Source organism: Leptotrichia hongkongensis (assembly GCF_041538065.1).
GTDB classification, from domain to species: Bacteria; Fusobacteriota; Fusobacteriia; order Fusobacteriales; family Leptotrichiaceae; genus Leptotrichia; species Leptotrichia hongkongensis.
Genome location: NZ_JBGORW010000001.1, coordinates 214,138 through 231,304 on the forward strand (window position 1 = coordinate 214,138; position 17,167 = coordinate 231,304).

Below are 17,167 nucleotides of genomic sequence, written 5' to 3' on the forward strand. Positions count from 1 at the left end.
AAATTGGAAAATGCTAAAAAAAATATTAGGTTTATTGATGATACTTACATGTTCGGTTGTTGGACTTGCTGAAACAGATGTATCACAAATTGCAAGCGATTATCCATATAAAGAAAGTGCGATAATGGCAACTGTTTTAGGAACTCCTTCAGAACAGCACTACAAGTTCAAAAATCCAAAAGGTCCAAAAGTAAAAAAATTTACAACAACAAAAAAAATTCCCGAAATATTGAGACAATGGAAAGACTATAACTATGGTGTATGGACGCAAAAAGGTAAAAAAGCACCGCTAATGATTATAATTTCAGGAACAGGATCACTTTATAACAGCGGAATGTCACTTTATTTGGCAAATGTTTTTTATGATAAAGGTTACAATGTAATTGCATTCAGTTCGCCAACGACAATGCCATATATTGTGAGTCAAAGTAAAAACGCATATGCAGGTTATATAAAAGACGAGACAACACAATTATACTCATTAATAAGTCAAGCTATTTCAAGAGAAAAAAGTGATGGAATGAAAATTGATAAAACATATATCGGTGGTTACAGCTTAGGTGGATTCCAGTCGCTTTTAATTCATGAAATGGATGAAAAAAATGGTGGAAGAATAGGGATTGAGAAATCATTACTATTAAATTCTCCAGTCAGTATTTTGACTGCAACGCAGAATTTGGACAATTTTTTAGTAAAAAATGGAATTTATGATGCGAGAAGTTTGGAAAAATATATGGATACTATATTTAGCAGACTTATGTATGATGATTCAATAAAAATGAAAGATTTTGAATTTTCGAATCTTAATAGTTCAATAGGAAAATTAGGGCTTGGAGAAAAAGATTTTGAAGTGCTTACAGGACTATTATTTAGATTTTATTCAGCTAATATGACTTTTGCTGGAGAAGTATTTAGTGGAAATAATGCAACGGGTAGGCTTTCAAATAAAAAATCATATAAACGTTTTGATTCTGTTTCAAAAGAGTTTAGAGAAGGATTGTCTGTTTCATTTGATGAATATGCAAAAGAAATTTTATATCCGTATTTGAAAAAAAATAGAAATCCTAATCTTAGTTTCAATGATTTTATAAATGAATTTGATTTGAAAAATAGCCAGGACTTTATAAATAAAAATAATAAAAATATAATATTTATAACATCAACTAATGACGTTTTATATTCAAGTCAAGATATAGACTATATAAAAAATACATTTTTAAATAAAGTTTTGTTACCATTTGGTGGACATACAGGAGCTCTTTGGCATAAGGATGTAGCAAATTTGATGGTAGATAAATTGGAGGAAAATTAGAATATGGCAGGAAAAAATAAATTAATAATGTTTGGAACAATGCTTGCTGTGGCAACGCTTGGAAAAGCTGAATTAATGGAAATAAAAAATGAGAATACAATTACATATATAGAGGAAAGAAATAAGGAAGCTGACGATGATTTATTTGTTGAATTTGTAAACGGTAAAACACAGGAAACATCTGATAAGAATATTAAATTAGTTCCACAAACAAATATAAAAATAAAGAAAAATAAGCCAGATACAAATAAATACATAGCTTTTGAAGAGGATGGATATGGTGTTTTGGCAAATAATTTGGAAGAGTTGAACGAAGATTACATTGTATCAAATCAAGTTTTTCAATTAACTGGCATAAATGACTCATTAGAACCATTTAATAGAAGAATGTATGCTTTTAATACTCAAATTGATAAAAAAATAGTTTATCCAGCATCACGGATTTATGCAGCAGTTGTACCAAAACCAATAAGAAAAGGAATTTCAAATTTTTATAATAACTTTAGTGAGATACCTACATTTGTAAATTCAGTACTGCAACTTAAACCAGGAAAAGCTGTAAATGCACTTGGAAGATTTGTTGTAAATTCGACAGTAGGAGTGTTAGGTGTAGCAGATGTCGCTAAAAATATGGGAATGAAAAGAGACCCTGAAACAATGGGAGACACTTTAGGACATTATGGAGTAAAAACAGGATCATTTTTAGTTTTACCCGTATTAGGACCAAGTGATTTAAGAGATGCTGTTGGAGCAGGAATAGACTCAATATCAGAAGGAGCAGTAAGACGTGTGGCAGAAGAAAAATTATTTTTTGATACAGGAGTATTTGATAAAAATATTTATGGATTCACAAAACCAGTTGTTACAGGACTAAATGCGAGTTCAATGATTGGCATGAGATATGGAGATTTAAATTCACCGTTTGAATATGATTTAGTAAAGGCAATTTATTACAATTACAGAAAAATACAAGTTATAAAATAAAGTATTTTTTCTAACAGAATAAGCATTTAATTTTAAATAAAATTAGGAGGAAATCAGAATGAGCTATATAAAAGATATAGATTTAGAAGTTTATAATGCAATTGTTGAAGAGGAAAAAAGGCAAGAGGAAGGAATTGAGCTGATTGCTTCAGAAAATTTTGTTTCAAAGGCAGTAATGGAAGCCGCTGGATCCGTATTTACAAATAAATATGCGGAAGGTTATCCTGGAAAGAGATATTACGGTGGATGTGCAAATGCTGATGTTGTGGAAAGTCTTGCTATTGAAAGATTGAAACAAATATTTGGGGCAAAATATGCAAATGTACAGCCACATTCGGGATCTCAAGCAAATATGGGAGTTTATGTTGGACTGCTTGAAGCTGGAGATAAAATTCTAGGAATGAGCCTTAGTGCTGGTGGACATTTGACACATGGCTATAAAATCAATTTTTCAGGAAAAAATTACATCGGATTGGAATATGGTCTAAATCCCGAAACAGAACTGATTGATTATGAAGCAGTCAGAGAAATTGCATTAAGAGAAAAGCCTAAAATGATAGTTGCAGGAGCAAGTGCTTATTCAAGAATAATTGATTTTAAGAAATTTAGAGAAATTGCTGATGAAATTGGTGCATATTTGATGGTAGATATGGCTCATATCGCTGGACTCGTAGCGGCTGGACTTCATCCAAATCCAATAGAATATGCAGATGTAGTAACTTCTACGACTCATAAGACTCTAAGAGGACCTCGTGGTGGAATAATTTTGACAAATAACGAAGAAATTGCAAAAAAAATTGATAAAACAATATTCCCTGGAATACAAGGAGGACCGCTAGTTCATATAATTGCGGCAAAAGCTGTTGCATTTAAAGAGGCACTTAGCCCAGAATACAAAAAATATCAGGAGCAAGTGGCAAAAAATGCTAAAATTCTGTCAGAAGAATTGGTAAAAGGCGGGCTTAGAATTGTAAGTGGTGGTACTGACAACCATTTAATGCTGGTTGATTTACGTCCAATGGGAGTTACAGGAAAATTAGCCGAAGCAAAATTAGAAGAGGCTGGAATAACTTGTAATAAAAATGCTATTCCAAACGATCCTGAAAAGCCATTTGTTACAAGTGGAATAAGACTAGGAACACCTGCAATTACAGCTCGTGGATTTAAGGAAGAAGAAACAAGACAGGTGGCACAGTTTATATTAACAGTATTAGGAAATATAAATGACAATGAAAAAATTGCCCAAGTAAAAGAGCAAGTTTTAAAATTAACAGAAAAATTTCCACTTTATAAAGGTAAATAATTTAAAGATAAAAAATTAGGAGAAAATGTGAGAAATAATAATAGAAAAAACGATGAAATGCGTGAAGTAAAAGTAACTAAAAATTATATTGTCCATCCAGAAGGTTCTGTCTTAATCGAATTTGGAAATACAAAGGTTATTTGTAATGCAACAATTGAAGAAAAAATTCCAAGATGGCTAAAAGGGACAGGATCAGGATGGATAACTGCCGAATATAGCATGCTTCCAAGAGCAACACATACACGTATCCAAAGAGAATCAATAAAAGGAAAACTATCTGGAAGAACAATGGAAATTCAGCGGTTAATCGGAAGAGCCTTGAGAGCAGCGATAGATTTGGAAAAGCTTGGAGAAAGAACGATAATGATAGATTGTGATGTAATTCAGGCAGATGGAGGAACAAGAACAGCTTCAATCACGGGAGCCTATCTTGCTTTAGAATTAGCAGTTGAAAGACTTATAGATGAAGGAAAATTAAAAGAGATTCCAATAAAATCAAAAGTCGCAGCAATAAGTGTCGGAAAAGTCCGAAATGAAATGCTTCTTGACTTAGAATATGAAGAAGACTCGAAAGCTGATGTGGATATGAACATTGTAATGAATGACAAAGGTGAGTTTATCGAACTGCAGGGGACAGGAGAAGAAGCAACTTTTACTCATGCAGAACTGCTGAAGTTTATTGAATTGTCTAAAAATGCCTTTGATAAGTTATTTAGTTTATAAATCAAAAAATTTTAAGAAAGGATGGTGAAAGAATATATGAAAAAAAATGGAATGGAAAAATTATTTGATGAATATATGAAAAGAATACAAGATGGTGATACAAAGGCTATGAATGAGATTGGTCTTATTTTTCAAAATAATTATGACAATGAAAATGCCAAAAAATGGTTTTTGAAAGCTATTGAGGCTGGAGATTATGAATGTGCAAATAATTTGGGATATCTTTATGCTAGCCAGCATGATTTTGAGAATGCTGAAAAATATTATTTAATTGCGATTAAAAATAAAGATTATGATGCTTTAAATAATTTAGCAATTTTGTATGAGCAGAATGGAAAAAATGAAGAAGCAGAAAAATATTACTTAATGGCTATTGAAAAGAACTGTGAAGGTGCAAAAGAAAATCTTTTGACATTTTATAATTCAACTAAACAGACTGCTAAAGAAAAAGATATATATTTACAGATGGCTTGGAAAGATGATATCAATGCGATGAATCGTCTAGGAATGATTTTTGGAAATGAAGGAAATTTTAAAGAATCTGAAAAATGGTTTTTAAAAGCTGCAGCGCTTGGAGACGAACATGCGAAGAATAATTTGAAAGTTTTAAAGGATAATTTTAAGAAATCAAATTAATTGATATAAAAATCGCATATTAAAATTAAGAAAAATTTGACTAATTTGATTATATATGGTAACATAAAAATAGGATAATTAAATATAAAATAAGTAAATTGGAGGAATTAAAATGGGATTATTTGATTTATTCAAAAAAGGTAACAAAGGTGAAGAAGTTAAGCAGGAATTTGATGGGAAAGTAATAGCTCCTATTTCAGGAAACTTATTGCCTTTATCAGAAGTACCTGATGAAGTTTTTGCTCAAAAAATGATAGGAGACGGAGTTGCAATTGAGCCAACTGCCTCTGGAGTAATGGTAGCACCAGCTTCTGGAAGAATAGAAAAAATATTTGATACTAATCATGCTTTTAGTATTGTAACACCTGCTGGAATCGAAATTTTTGTGCATCTTGGAATGGATACAGTTAAACTTGAAGGAAAAGGATTTGAAAGAATCGCAGAAGAAGGAGCAGTAGTAAAAGCAGGAGATCCAATAGTTAAATATGATTATGACTTCTTAAAAGAAAATGCAAAATCAATTATTACACCAGTAATAATTTCAAACACAGATGACTATAGTGCATTAAATCCAGTTGAATCTGGAACAGCAGTAGCTGGAGAAACACTTGTGTTAAATGTTGAAAAATAGTTTAATTAAATAATTTAATAAAAAATCTCTATCTAATGTAATTTTGTTACTTTTGTAGAGATTTTTTTAATAATATATTCAAACCTATTTTAATTTAAACTACTAAAATTATATAAATTTATGGTTTGAGTAAAATAGTCATAGATTTTGAGTTTGGTTTTAAATAAGTTTTACTATATTATTTTTCTTTTTTCCAGTCAATACTTTTCACTAGGATAAAGAATATTAGTCCTGCTAGTGTATTTGAAAATAAATTTCCCCAAAAAATTGAGTAAAGACCAAGATATTTTTGTGTTGTTAAAATAAAAATATATCGTAATAGCCAAATTCTTAAAATAGACATAGCTAAAGGAATTCTTGTTCTTCCAAGAGCGATAAAAACACCTTGTGAAATCATAAATACACTAAATCCAATTACAGAATATGTGTAAATATGCAAAGCTTTGTCAGCAATCTCAATAACTTTCGAGACGTTTGTAAAAATAAGTACAAGTGGTAAAGAAACAGGTAAAATTAAGATGATTGTAAAAATAGAAATTATAACGCCTGTTTTCCACCCGATTTTAAAAACATCTTTAGATTTTTTTCCATTTCCTGTTCCCATATTTATACTAATCATTGAAGAAACTGTAGTTCCAATTGAGGATGGCAAGATAAAGCAGATAGCATTAATATTCGAAGCAATTCCTTGTGCGTTCAGAGCAATTGCACCAAATTTTTCCATTTCCTTGTTTATAAGAAAAAATCCAAGATACAAAAAAGCATAGTTTAACATTGAAGGAAAGCCTATATTAAGCAATTTTTTTATGATAGGCAATTTTATTGAGTAATTTCTCAGACTTAGCTTAATATAATCCTTCTTTAAGAATAAGTCGTAAAACATCCAAATTGTAATGGTAATATAAGAAAAAAGCGAGGCCATTACAGCACCTGTGATTCCCATTTTTAAAGCATATAAAAAAATTGAGTTAAAAATTATTTTCAAAATTAGTAACAAAAAAATACGAATAAATGTAACTTCAGGCCGTCCAATTGCATTTTTTGAGGAATTATAAATAGCAGCTAGAAATACAAAAGGCATTACAAGTGAATAAAGAGAAATGTAAATATAAACATTGTCACGAATTTCAATAGTTGTGTATTTTGAAATTATAAAAGCCGAAAAAACGCAGACTGGAATAATTAAAATTCCAATGATAAAACTAAATACAAAAATTTGAAGCATTGTTTCTTTTACAGCAAGCATTCTTCCTTTACCGTAAAGTCTACCAAGCATAACAAGAGTAGCCACCCCTAATCCTTGAGACAAGGCAATCATAACATTAAGAATGGGCTGGCTGAATGTAACAGAACTTGCTACTTCAACGCTTGTAAGCCTATTTAGAAATAAGCTGTCTGAAAGTGGAATAAGAGCCTGAATAATTCCAACTAGCAATGTAGGGACGGATAGAAAGAGCAGTGTGTTTATAACTTTTCCATTTAATATCATTTCACGCCGTTCTTCATTAGATTGAGTTTTAAAAATCATTTGTTTTCCTCCTTTCAAAAAATATCGTATTTTTTTATTATAACATTTTTTTTGAAATTTTAAAACTAAAATTAAATAGAGAAATTTTACAATTTTTATCAAAAACACTTTACAAATGTGAAAAAATTAGTTATAATGGTAAATATTATGTGATAGAGGTGCAATTATTAAAAGTAAATTTACGGAGAAAAGTCGATTCTGTGAAATAAGTTGAAAGGAATAATTGCCGAAGCGTAGGGATTGACTATCTTTATTGCTGGGGCTATGGAGAATATCCATAGGACTGTCATTATCAAAGGATAATGGGGAGCTGTCAGATATAATTCATATAAATTTTTTAAGTTTTTTAGTTTTAAATAAAAATAATAAAAATTTTTAGATATATGTTTTATATGCTGATGCTTGTTATCGGCATTTTTTATTATCCAAAAAACAAAAATACTGAAAGGAGAAGGAAATTTTTTATTTTTAAAAAGTTTCTGTAGAAATATGAAATTATTTGGAACGTCGAAAGTTAATGAAATTGGTAATTTATCAATAGGAGGAGTGGATACAGTTGAACTCGTAAAAGAATTTAAAACACCACTTTATGTGATGGATCAGGAGCTTATTGAAACAACGATAGATAAAATGAAAGAGGCATTTAAGTCTACGAGATTTAATACAAGAATTGCTTATGCTGGAAAAGCGTTTTTATCAACAGGGATGATTAAACTGGTTGAATCAAAAGGGCTGGATTTGGATGTTGTTTCGGGCGGAGAACTTTATACTGCTCATAAAGCGGGATTTCCAATGAATAAAGTTCATCTGCATGGAAATAATAAATTGGTAAATGAAATAGAAATGGCTGTCGAATTTGGAATTGATACGATTGTTGTTGATAATGAAGATGAAATTGATAAAATTGAGAGAATTTGTCGTGAGAAAGGGAAAAAGCAGGCTGTGCTTGTGAGAATCGATCCAGGAATAGAGGCACATACGCATCATTATATAAAAACTTCGGGGCTTACTTCAAAATTTGGAATTTCATTGTTTCAGGATAATTTATTTGATATAATTAAAAGGTTGAATGATAGCGAATGGATAGAATTTAAAGGATTTCATACACATATTGGTTCGCAAATTTTCCAATCGGCGTTCTTCATATTTGCTCTAGATGAGATTTTTAAATATTTGGATAAATTGAAAAAGGAATTGGGAATAGTAGTTCACACAGTAAATATGGGTGGAGGATTTGGAGTTTACTATAAGGAAGGAGACGATCCAAAACCGATAGAGGAAGTTCTGAGTGAAATAATAACATATACTGAAGCAATGGAAATTAAATATCAGATTGGATTTAAGGAACTTTGCATTGAGCCAGGAAGAAGCATTGTCGGAAATGCTGGAACTACTTTGTACGAAGTTGGAGGAATTAAGGAAACAGTTGGCGGAAAAACGTATGTGTTTATAGATGGAGGAATGTCGGATAATATAAGAACGGCATTATACCAGGCAGAATACGAAGCTGGAGTTGTAAACAAATTAAATGATACAGATGTGAGAGAAATAACTTTGGCAGGGAAACTGTGTGAATCAGGGGATATTATCATTGAAAAAGGAAAATTACCAAAAGCAACAGAAATTGGAGATATTGTGGCAGTAACGACAACAGGGGCATATTGTTACACAATGTCAAGCAACTATAACAGAATGATGCGTCCAGCAGTTGTGTTTGTAAAGGATGGAAAAGCTAAAGTTGCGGTAAAAAGAGAAACACTGGATGATCTGGTTAGAAATGATGAAATTTTTGATTTATAAAAAATAAGAAAGAGGTGAATTTACTGTGATTATTGTGCATAAATATGGTGGAACTTCGGTTGCTACAACGGAAAAAATAATGAATATTGCAAAATATTTGGGAAGTGTGAAGGATTCTGGAAACGATGTGGTTGTCGTGGTTTCAGCAATGGGAAAAACTACAGATGCCTTAATAAAATTGGCTCACGAAATTACTGATAAACCTGACTTGAGAGAAATGGACAGGCTGATGTCAACTGGAGAGCAGCAGACAATTGCGTTACTTAGCATTGCTTTACAGACACTTGGATATGAAGCTATCTCGCTTACAGGGGCTCAGGCTGGAATAAAAACGAGCGGACATTATACAAAAAACAGAATTGAGGACATTAACGGAAAAGAGATAAAAGAACATCTATCAAAAGGGAAAATTGTAGTTGTAGCTGGATTTCAGGGAGTAAATGAAGCTGGAGATGTGACAACTTTGGGACGTGGAGGATCTGATACATCGGCTGTTGCTCTGGCGGCTGCACTTGGAGGAAAATGTGAAATTTACACAGATGTAGATGGAATTTACTCAATTGACCCAAGAGTTTATAAAGATGCAAAAAAATTGCCAGTTATTTCTTATGATGAAATGATGGAGCTGGCTTTTTTAGGAGCTGGAGTAATGGAGCCAAGAGCAGTTGAGCTTGGAAGCAAATATGGTGTAGAAATTTACGTTGGAAAATCGCTTGGAGAAAAAAATGGAACGATTATAACATCGGTAGAAAAAACAAAGGAGAATAAGGAAATGGAGCAAAAAGTAATAACTGGAGTATCAATCAATGAAAATATGGTAATGGTAAATGTGGAGGAAATCCCAACAAATGCACAAAACGTATATGAAATTTTTGAAAAAGCCGAAGCAAATGGAATAAACATTGACATAATAAGTCAAAATGATGTAACAAGCCATCACGGAAGTTTTGCCTTTACTTGTCCAAAAACAGACATTGCCGCACTTGAAAAAATTGGAGCAGAAATAGAAGCGGAATTTCCAAGAACATCGTTCATAATAAATCCTTATATTACAAAAGTTTCTGTAGTAGGAATAGGACTGATAAGCAACATTGGAGTTGCTGCCAAAATGTTTAGAATCCTTTCAGAAAACGACATAAGTTTCCATCAGGTTTCTACTTCTGAAATCAGTATTTCATTAGTTGTAGACGAAGTTATGGGAAAAAAAGTGGCTGAGTTATTTGCGAAGGAATTTGATTTGTAGAAAATTTTAAGATAAATAATGAACCAATTCAAAGATTATTAAATATAGAATATAAAAAAATGATGGAGGTTTTTGAGATGTTAAAATTTGAGAAATATCAAGGTGCGGGGAATGATTTTATTATTGTTGCTGAGAAGGATCTTATTGAAAAAGGAATACCTGAATATGGGGAATTTGCAAGTCAGGTTTGTGATAGACATTTTGGAGTAGGTGCGGACGGACTGATTATATTGAAATATGTAGCAAGTATGCCATTTATGTTTTTCTTTAATGGAGATGGAAGTCAGGCACCGATGTGTGGAAATGGAATAAGATGTTTTTCCCACTATCTTGTAAACAATCATCTAGTTGAAGGGAACGAATTTACTGTAAAAACGGTTCCCGGCGATTTGACAATACAAGTAAATTACGATGAGGAAAAGGATGATTTTACAGCAAGAGTGAATATGGGAAAACCTGTTTTTAATGTAAAAGAATTAATAAATATTGAAAAAGAGCAGTTTTTAAAAGAAAAAATCAATATTGATGAAAAAGAAATTGAAATTTCATATATTTTTATGGGAACTGACCATTCTGTAATATTTGTAAATGATTTTGCAGATTATAATATTGATGAGCTTGGTAAAAAAATTGAAAATTATACTGACTTATTTCCCAAAAAAGTCAATGTAAACTTTGTAAAGGTGTATGACAGGGAGCATATAGAAGTAATCACATGGGAACGTGGAGCAGGAAGAACATTGGCTTGTGGAACAGGGGCTACAGCTTCAGCTGTACTTGCCAAAACTTTTGATTTTGTAGATGATAAGGTAAATGTGAAAGTTCCAGGAGGGCAGCTTGTTATTGAGTATGAAGGTGGAGAAAATGATGTATTTATGACAGGGCCTAGTGAAAAAATAGCTGAAGGAATGTATAAATATCAAAGATAATTAAATTTTTAGTTTAGAAAGTTAAATTAAGGAAAGAAGGAATAAAATGAAATTTGAAGGTTCGTACGTTGCGTTAATTACGCCATTTAAAAATAATGGAACAGAATTGGATGAGGATAAATTAAGAGAATTGGTAAATTATCACATTGAAAATGGTACATCTGGAATCGTACCTTGTGGAACAACTGGAGAAGCTCCAACTTTGACATTCGCAGAACATGAAAAAGTAATAAAAATAGTTGTGGAGGAAGTGAAAGGAAGAATACAGGTAATCGCAGGGGCAGGATCAAATAATACAACAAGAGCGATAGAACTTACAAAATACGCAAAGGAACTGGGAGCAGATGCTGCATTAAGTACTTGCCCATACTACAACAAACCAAGTCAAAGAGGACTTTATGAACATTACAAAACAATTGCACAAGAAGCAAAATTCCCTATAATGCTTTACAACGTGCCTGGAAGAACAGGAACAAATATTGAAGCAGAAACAATCGCAAAACTGGCTGAAGTACCTGAAATTGTAGCTGTAAAGGAAGCAACAGGAAGTCTTGAACAAATGATAAGAATTCAGGATTTATGTGGAGATAAAATTGAAATTCTTTCAGGAGAAGACCACTTAATCTTGCCAATGCTGTCAATCGGTGCAAAAGGAGTTGTTTCAGTAGTTGCCAATATAATGCCTCAAGAAATGAGCGATTTAATCAGTTCATTTTTAAACAAGAATTTTGATAAGGCATTTGAACTGCACACAAAATTATACGATGTAAGTAGAAACATGTTTGTAGAAGGAAATCCTGTAACTGTAAAAGCTGCTATGAAAATACTTGGAAAACTTGACAATGACATAGTAAGATTGCCATTGGTAGCAGCTGAGGCGGATACTTATGGAAAATTGACAAAAGTGTTTAAAGAAAAAGGAATTTTTTAATTCTTTATTTGTTGGAAATTTTAAATTGTAAAAAGAGCTGGATTAAACTCCAGTTTTTTTTTGTAATAATTTTATTACTTACACTAAACACCGTTTAAAAATAGGAATAAATTTTTATAATTAGGATTGCTCAATAGCTAATCCATAATCATTCAATTAAATTGTTTATTATTATTTTTTAGATATCTTGATTAATAGATATTTTTTCATATTACTATGTTTTTTCTTTTTATTTTCGTAGGATTGCTCATTGCCGCAAATCCTACAACCTATGGCTAGTCTACGACATTTTTCTGCACTGTCAAAAAACTCGCTATGCTCAGTTTTGCCAGCACAGAAAAATGCTCCGACGGGTTATTTATACTAGAATCTGATTGAAAGATGAAAATTATATTTTAATTATTTGAAAATATTAGATTTATACCCTTTATTAGAAAAGTTTGTAATAATTTCGTTATTTATAAAGGGAGTTAGTATTAAATATTCAAATTAATAATTTTTTATAATTTTACAAAATATTTTAAGTAAAAAGAAAAAAATCTAAAAAAAATATAAAAAATTTTTTTGAATATTGAAAATTATGGGGTACAATATTTAATAGGGAAATTTTAAATAGTAAATAATCAAAACTAAAAGTTGAGAGGAATGGATAAAGATGATACACACAGCGAAAGAGTTAGAAGAGATACAGAAAAATTTTATTGAGATGGAAGTGAAAAGTTTTGCAAGGGAAGTTGTTGAATTTATTGATGAAAGTCCGAGCAGTTATCATGTTGTAAAGAATTGTTCAGATATTTTGGATGAAAATGGATTTGAGAGAATTATGCCTCGTGAAAAATGGGAGTTAAAAAAGGGCGGAAAGTATTTTTTCAAAAAATCCAGTTCTACAATAATTGCTTTTACAGTTGGTGAAAATTTTGATGCGAGAAAAGGTTTTAAGATTTTTGGTGCACATACTGATTCTCCTTGTTTTAGAATAAAGCCTAATCCTGAAATGGTGACAGAAAATATAGTGAGATTAAATACAGAAGTTTATGGAGGGCCTATTTTGAGTACGTGGTTCGATAGACCGCTCTCTATTGCTGGACGTGTTATTGTGAAAGGCGAAAATCCATTTTTTCCAAAAACTGTAAAAATTAAGATAGATGAACCGCTTTTGACAATACCAAATCTTGCGATTCATCAGAATAGAGAAGTAAATAATGGAGTAAAAATTGATAAACAGAATGATGTCTTGCCTGTAATTTCACTTATTAATCATAATTTTGAGAAGGAAGGCTATCTTGAAAGAATTATTTTAAAAAAGACAGGAATAAAAAAAGAAGATATAATTGATTTTGACTTGTATTTGTATGCAACGGAAAAAGGGTGTCTTTTAGGTGCAAATGAGGAATTTATATCTTCACCAAAAATTGACAATCTTGCTTCTGTTTATACAGGGCTGATTGGACTTGTGGAATCTGAAGAAAATAAGGACAGGATTAATATTTTTGTAGCTTTTGACAATGAAGAGATAGGAAGTGCTACAAAGCAGGGAGCTGATTCCAATTATCTTTTGAATACGCTAGAAAGAATTTCATTGTCGTTAGGACTTGATAGAAGCGAGTTTTTACAGATGCTGGAAAGTTCGTATATTTTATCAGCTGATGCTGCACATGCCGCACATCCTGCACATTTAGGCAAAACAGACCCTACAAATCGTGGAAGAATAAACGAGGGTGTTTCAATAAAAATTAGTGCAAAACAAAAATATACGTCTGATGGATATTCAATTGCTGTAATCAGACAACTTATTGAAGGAACTAATATAAGGATTCAGCCTTTTGTAAATGAATCAAATGAACTTGGAGGAAGTACAATTGGACCGCTTTCTTCAACACATCTGGATATAGATGGAGTAGATTTGGGAGTTCCAATGTTTGCGATGCATTCAGTACGTGAATTATGTGGGATTTTTGATGTGTTTTATTTGAAGGAATTAGCGAAAGAGTTTTTTTCAAAAGGATAGAAGATATTATTTTTAAAGAGATAGTCATGCATTGGCTATCTTTTTTGATGTTGTTTTTTTACAGTATCTATGATAGAATGAAGAATAAAATAAAAACTGGAAAGGTAATGTAATGAAAGTATATTTAGAATTATTCTGGATTTTTTTTAAGATAGGAGCATTTACTCTTGGTGGAGGATATGCTATGGTTCCACTTATTCAAGCTGAAATTGTTAATAAAAAGAAATGGATTGAAGAAGAGGAGTTTGTAAAGCTTCTGGCACTTGCTCAGTCTTCACCAGGTGCATTGGCAGTAAATATATCGGTTTTTGTAGGATATAAAATGAAAAAGATGCTTGGTGTAATAGTTACGGTTATAGCAGCAACATTACCATCTTTTATAATTATTCTCCTTATAGCGTCACTGTTTAGCAATATACAGGATAATATATATGTAATAAAGGCATTTAAGGCAATAAGACCAATGGTAGTTGCATTAATTGCAGCAAGTGTCTATACAATTGGAAAATCGGCTAAAATTAATACAAAAACGTTATGGATTGTAATTTTGGTTGCAGTAATGGTAGCATTTTTTAAATTCCCGCCTATTATTATGATTATTTTAGGTGCATTTTTAGGAAATCTTTGGATGATTTGGAGGAAAAATAAATGAATTTAGCGATATTATTGATATTATTTTTTGTATTTTTTAAAATAGGATTGTTCAGTTTTGGTGGTGGATATGCAATTTTACCGCTTATTCAGGCAGATGTTGTAGATTTACATAAATGGGTAAATGTACAGCAATTTACAGATATTGTAGCAATTTCACAAGTAACACCGGGACCAATTTCATTAAATGCTGCAACTTATGTTGGATATTTGATTGGAAATAAAGTGGGATTTTGGGATGCATTTGTAATGGGGACAGTTGCAACAATAGGACTGATTCTTCCATCAGTCATTGTAATGTCATTTTTTAGTAAATTTTATTTGAAGTTTCAGGATAATAAATATATGGATAATGCGTTTGCAGGCTTAAAAATTGTTGTTGTCGGATTAATTCTAGCGGCAGCTATAATGCTGATTGATAAAAATAATTTTATAGACTGGAAAAGTGTGGTGATATTCATTGTTTCTGTGACACTTGTGCTAAAATGGAAAGTAAATCCAATATTACTCACAGTAATTGCAGCAATTGCAGGAATAATAATTTACTAAATTGGCTGTTTTCTTAAAAGTCAAAAGTAATAATCTGAGAAATTTTAAAAACAAATTTTGTAATGAAAATATATGGGAATATTTTATAATTATTAAAACATAAAATTAATAAATATCGATTTTTAATAAAAGAAAAGGATATGAAAGAAAAGAGGGAAATTATGAAAAAAAAATATACTATTGCAGTATTAATACTGATTTTAGTATTTAGCTGTGGTAAAAAAGATAAAAAGACACAAAATTCTCAAAGCAAGCCGAAGATTGAAAATATACAGGATGATAAGCTTAAGGAATTAACGAAAAAAGCTGAAAAAGGAGATGTGTCGGCACAGACTGAACTTGGAGAAATGTATCTTCATGGAAATGGAGTAAAAGTAGATTACAAAAAATCTATGGAGTGGAGTAAAAAAGCTGCTGAAAAAGGAAGCTACCGTGCAATGACTAACATCGGAATTCTTTATTTTGACGGACTTGGTGTAGAAAAAGACTATAAAAAGGCTTTTGATTCATTTTCAAAGGCGACAGATGGTGGAGATACGAAAGGACCAAGATACTTAGGGATAATGTCTGAAAAAGGACTTGGCGTGAAAAAAAGCCTTGATGATGCCGCATTTTACTATGAAATTGGAGATAGCAGCGGAGACTTGACGTCACGATACAATCTCGGTAAAATTCATGAAAAAGTAGGAGATTATGCAAGATCAATAGAACTTTACAAAAAAACAGATGAAAGAATGGATAAAATTACAGCTCCAATGTACGAAGCACTTGGAGATTTATATGCAGCTGGAAAAGGTGTAGAAAAAAATACAAAAGAAGCTAAGGAATGGTATGAAAAAGCTGTAAAATCTGGAAGTCAGGAAGCTCAAGATAAAATAGCGAAATTAAAATAGTCTTTAAAATTTTCATTTAATTTTTTATTTTAACAAGTTATAAAAATTTTGTAAATAATATTATTTACTAAAATTGTTATTTATGATAAAATAAGTTAAGAAATTTAAATATATTTATATAACTATATAATTTTTATTTTAATTAAATATAAATTCTATAATTTTAGAAATTTAAATTTTATGTGAACTATAAATATAATATTTAGACTGAATGTAAAATTAAGAGAACTTTATTTCAGACTATACTTTTTTACTTAAACTTTATATAATTTTTAGAATTTTATAAAATAAAAATTAATGAAAATAGAAAGGAGATGCTACGTTAATTGTAGTCTTTTTTATTAAAAGGTAGAAAATATTTTAATAAAAAAAGAAATGTAGCAGTAGGAAATAATGTTAGAAACATTGATTTTTAGAGAAATAAGATATAATGAAAATAATGAGCAGCTTCTCAAGGAAAATTTAGAAAAAATAAAAGAAAATCCTGATGATGTGGAAGTATTAAAAACATTAGCTTCCATCTATCACGCACTAAAAGAAAATGATAAAGCAATTGATATTTATGAAAAATTGGTAAAATTAAAGCCTGAAGAAATAGAAACAAGAGCATTTCTAGGTTATTTGTACTATGAAAATGAAGAACTTGATAAAGCTGAAGAAAACTTTAATAAGGCACTTGATGTAAGCACAGAGGATGAACCATTTATATTGTTTCTTTTGGGAAATATTTATTCAAGAAAAGGTAAAATCTCAGAAGCGGTTGACTGTTATGAGCTTGCTATATTCCTTGATTTTGATATGTATGTTGCACATATCGATTTTGCTAGAAAATATGAACATATGGGACGGCACCAAAAGGCACTTGAAGAATACAGAGCAGCTTTTAGAATTGATTCAAGGGATGAAGGACTTATTGAAAAAATAAATTACATTGAAAATAAATGTAAAAATTCAGAAGATGAAGATAAAAAAGTAAATTTTTCAGGAGTAAATTTAGGAATTGTTTAAAATTAAGCTGAATATTTTTGAATAAAATATAGTTTTAG

The 17,167-nt window shown here is 30.9% G+C and carries 16 protein-coding genes and 1 riboswitch; of the genes, 15 read left to right on the plus strand and 1 reads right to left on the minus strand.

The window, feature by feature from the left end; all coding sequences use genetic code 11:
• The first annotated feature begins 10 nt into the window (after positions 1-10).
• The 6 genes from ACEG17_RS00995 to ACEG17_RS01020 all read left to right on the plus strand — a co-directional run bounded on the left by ACEG17_RS00995 (position 11) and on the right by ACEG17_RS01020 (position 5,589).
• Entirely contained in the window at positions 11-1,312 is a 1,302-nt protein-coding gene (locus ACEG17_RS00995) for an alpha/beta hydrolase (RefSeq protein ID WP_372582211.1), read from the plus strand.
• Between the two features lie 3 nt (positions 1,313-1,315).
• Positions 1,316-2,296: an MlaA family lipoprotein gene (locus ACEG17_RS01000; protein WP_372582212.1), complete on the plus strand. Its 981-nt coding sequence runs from the start codon at positions 1,316-1,318 to the stop codon at positions 2,294-2,296.
• 58 nt (positions 2,297-2,354) lie between these two features.
• Positions 2,355-3,599 (plus strand): serine hydroxymethyltransferase, encoded by a 1,245-nt coding sequence (glyA, locus tag ACEG17_RS01005; protein ID WP_372582213.1) that lies wholly within the window; start codon positions 2,355-2,357, stop codon positions 3,597-3,599.
• 27 nt (positions 3,600-3,626) lie between these two features.
• Entirely contained in the window at positions 3,627-4,322 is a 696-nt protein-coding gene (gene rph / locus ACEG17_RS01010) for a ribonuclease PH (RefSeq protein WP_147005390.1), read from the plus strand.
• A gap of 36 nt (positions 4,323-4,358) precedes the next feature.
• Positions 4,359-4,958 (plus strand): tetratricopeptide repeat protein, encoded by a 600-nt coding sequence (locus tag ACEG17_RS01015; protein ID WP_299575667.1) that lies wholly within the window; start codon positions 4,359-4,361, stop codon positions 4,956-4,958.
• A gap of 112 nt (positions 4,959-5,070) precedes the next feature.
• Complete coding sequence (locus ACEG17_RS01020) at positions 5,071-5,589, plus strand: PTS sugar transporter subunit IIA (protein ID WP_147005394.1); 519 nt, start codon at positions 5,071-5,073, stop codon at positions 5,587-5,589.
• Between the two features lie 178 nt (positions 5,590-5,767).
• Here the strand turns inward: ACEG17_RS01020 and ACEG17_RS01025 are convergent, their stop codons facing one another.
• Complete coding sequence (locus ACEG17_RS01025; RefSeq protein ID WP_372582214.1) at positions 5,768-7,117, minus strand: MATE family efflux transporter; 1,350 nt, start codon at positions 7,115-7,117, stop codon at positions 5,768-5,770.
• Between the two features lie 145 nt (positions 7,118-7,262).
• Positions 7,263-7,438: riboswitch (Lysine riboswitch) on the plus strand.
• 168 nt (positions 7,439-7,606) lie between these two features.
• On the opposite strand from ACEG17_RS01025, the gene lysA reads away from it, so the two are divergent.
• The 9 genes from lysA (at position 7,607) to ACEG17_RS01070 (ending at position 17,129) form a co-directional block, all read left to right on the plus strand.
• The gene (lysA, locus tag ACEG17_RS01030) at positions 7,607-8,917 is read left to right on the plus strand and encodes a diaminopimelate decarboxylase (protein ID WP_372582215.1); all 1,311 of its coding nucleotides are present in this window, start codon (positions 7,607-7,609) and stop codon (positions 8,915-8,917) included.
• A gap of 25 nt (positions 8,918-8,942) precedes the next feature.
• A complete protein-coding gene (locus ACEG17_RS01035) occupies positions 8,943-10,160 on the plus strand; it encodes an aspartate kinase (protein WP_372582216.1) in 1,218 nt (405 codons plus the stop codon).
• Positions 10,161-10,237: 77 nt separating this feature from the next.
• On the plus strand, positions 10,238-11,089 hold the full coding sequence (gene dapF, locus ACEG17_RS01040) for a diaminopimelate epimerase (RefSeq protein ID WP_372582217.1): 852 nt from the start codon (positions 10,238-10,240) through the stop codon (positions 11,087-11,089).
• 46 nt (positions 11,090-11,135) lie between these two features.
• Entirely contained in the window at positions 11,136-12,020 is an 885-nt protein-coding gene (dapA, locus tag ACEG17_RS01045) for a 4-hydroxy-tetrahydrodipicolinate synthase (RefSeq protein ID WP_372582218.1), read from the plus strand.
• A gap of 655 nt (positions 12,021-12,675) precedes the next feature.
• Positions 12,676-14,028 carry a M18 family aminopeptidase gene (locus tag ACEG17_RS01050; RefSeq protein WP_372582219.1) on the plus strand — a complete coding sequence of 451 codons (1,353 nt, stop codon included), beginning with the start codon at positions 12,676-12,678 and terminating at the stop codon, positions 14,026-14,028.
• Between the two features lie 112 nt (positions 14,029-14,140).
• Entirely contained in the window at positions 14,141-14,680 is a 540-nt protein-coding gene (locus ACEG17_RS01055) for a chromate transporter (RefSeq protein ID WP_299570878.1), read from the plus strand.
• On the plus strand, positions 14,677-15,228 hold the full coding sequence (locus ACEG17_RS01060; protein ID WP_299570881.1) for a chromate transporter: 552 nt from the start codon (positions 14,677-14,679) through the stop codon (positions 15,226-15,228). The genes ACEG17_RS01055 and ACEG17_RS01060 overlap by 4 nt, the downstream gene beginning before the upstream one ends.
• A 161-nt stretch (positions 15,229-15,389) precedes the next feature.
• Positions 15,390-16,121, plus strand: coding sequence for a tetratricopeptide repeat protein (locus tag ACEG17_RS01065; protein ID WP_372582220.1), 732 nt, complete (start codon positions 15,390-15,392; stop codon positions 16,119-16,121).
• Positions 16,122-16,514: 393 nt separating this feature from the next.
• Entirely contained in the window at positions 16,515-17,129 is a 615-nt protein-coding gene (locus ACEG17_RS01070) for a tetratricopeptide repeat protein (RefSeq protein ID WP_372582221.1), read from the plus strand.
• Positions 17,130-17,167 lie beyond the last annotated feature (38 nt).

What these genes read in the sequence shown, in the direction of transcription:
- ACEG17_RS00995 (WP_372582211.1), top strand. Translation starts at nt 11, where the DNA reads ATGCTAAAAAAAATATTAGGTTTATTGATGATACTTACATGTTCGGTT.
- ACEG17_RS01000 (WP_372582212.1), top strand. Translation starts at nt 1,316, where the DNA reads ATGGCAGGAAAAAATAAATTAATAATGTTTGGAACAATGCTTGCTGTG.
- ACEG17_RS01060 (WP_299570881.1), top strand. Translation starts at nt 14,677, where the DNA reads ATGAATTTAGCGATATTATTGATATTATTTTTTGTATTTTTTAAAATA.
- ACEG17_RS01065 (WP_372582220.1), top strand. Translation starts at nt 15,390, where the DNA reads ATGAAAAAAAAATATACTATTGCAGTATTAATACTGATTTTAGTATTT.
- ACEG17_RS01055 (WP_299570878.1), top strand. Translation starts at nt 14,141, where the DNA reads ATGAAAGTATATTTAGAATTATTCTGGATTTTTTTTAAGATAGGAGCA.
- dapA (WP_372582218.1), top strand. Translation starts at nt 11,136, where the DNA reads ATGAAATTTGAAGGTTCGTACGTTGCGTTAATTACGCCATTTAAAAAT.
- lysA (WP_372582215.1), top strand. Translation starts at nt 7,607, where the DNA reads ATGAAATTATTTGGAACGTCGAAAGTTAATGAAATTGGTAATTTATCA.
- glyA (WP_372582213.1), top strand. Translation starts at nt 2,355, where the DNA reads ATGAGCTATATAAAAGATATAGATTTAGAAGTTTATAATGCAATTGTT.
- ACEG17_RS01070 (WP_372582221.1), top strand. Translation starts at nt 16,515, where the DNA reads ATGTTAGAAACATTGATTTTTAGAGAAATAAGATATAATGAAAATAAT.
- dapF (WP_372582217.1), top strand. Translation starts at nt 10,238, where the DNA reads ATGTTAAAATTTGAGAAATATCAAGGTGCGGGGAATGATTTTATTATT.
- ACEG17_RS01025 (WP_372582214.1), bottom strand. Translation starts at nt 7,117, where the DNA reads ATGATTTTTAAAACTCAATCTAATGAAGAACGGCGTGAAATGATATTA.
- ACEG17_RS01050 (WP_372582219.1), top strand. Translation starts at nt 12,676, where the DNA reads ATGATACACACAGCGAAAGAGTTAGAAGAGATACAGAAAAATTTTATT.
- ACEG17_RS01015 (WP_299575667.1), top strand. Translation starts at nt 4,359, where the DNA reads ATGAAAAAAAATGGAATGGAAAAATTATTTGATGAATATATGAAAAGA.
- ACEG17_RS01020 (WP_147005394.1), top strand. Translation starts at nt 5,071, where the DNA reads ATGGGATTATTTGATTTATTCAAAAAAGGTAACAAAGGTGAAGAAGTT.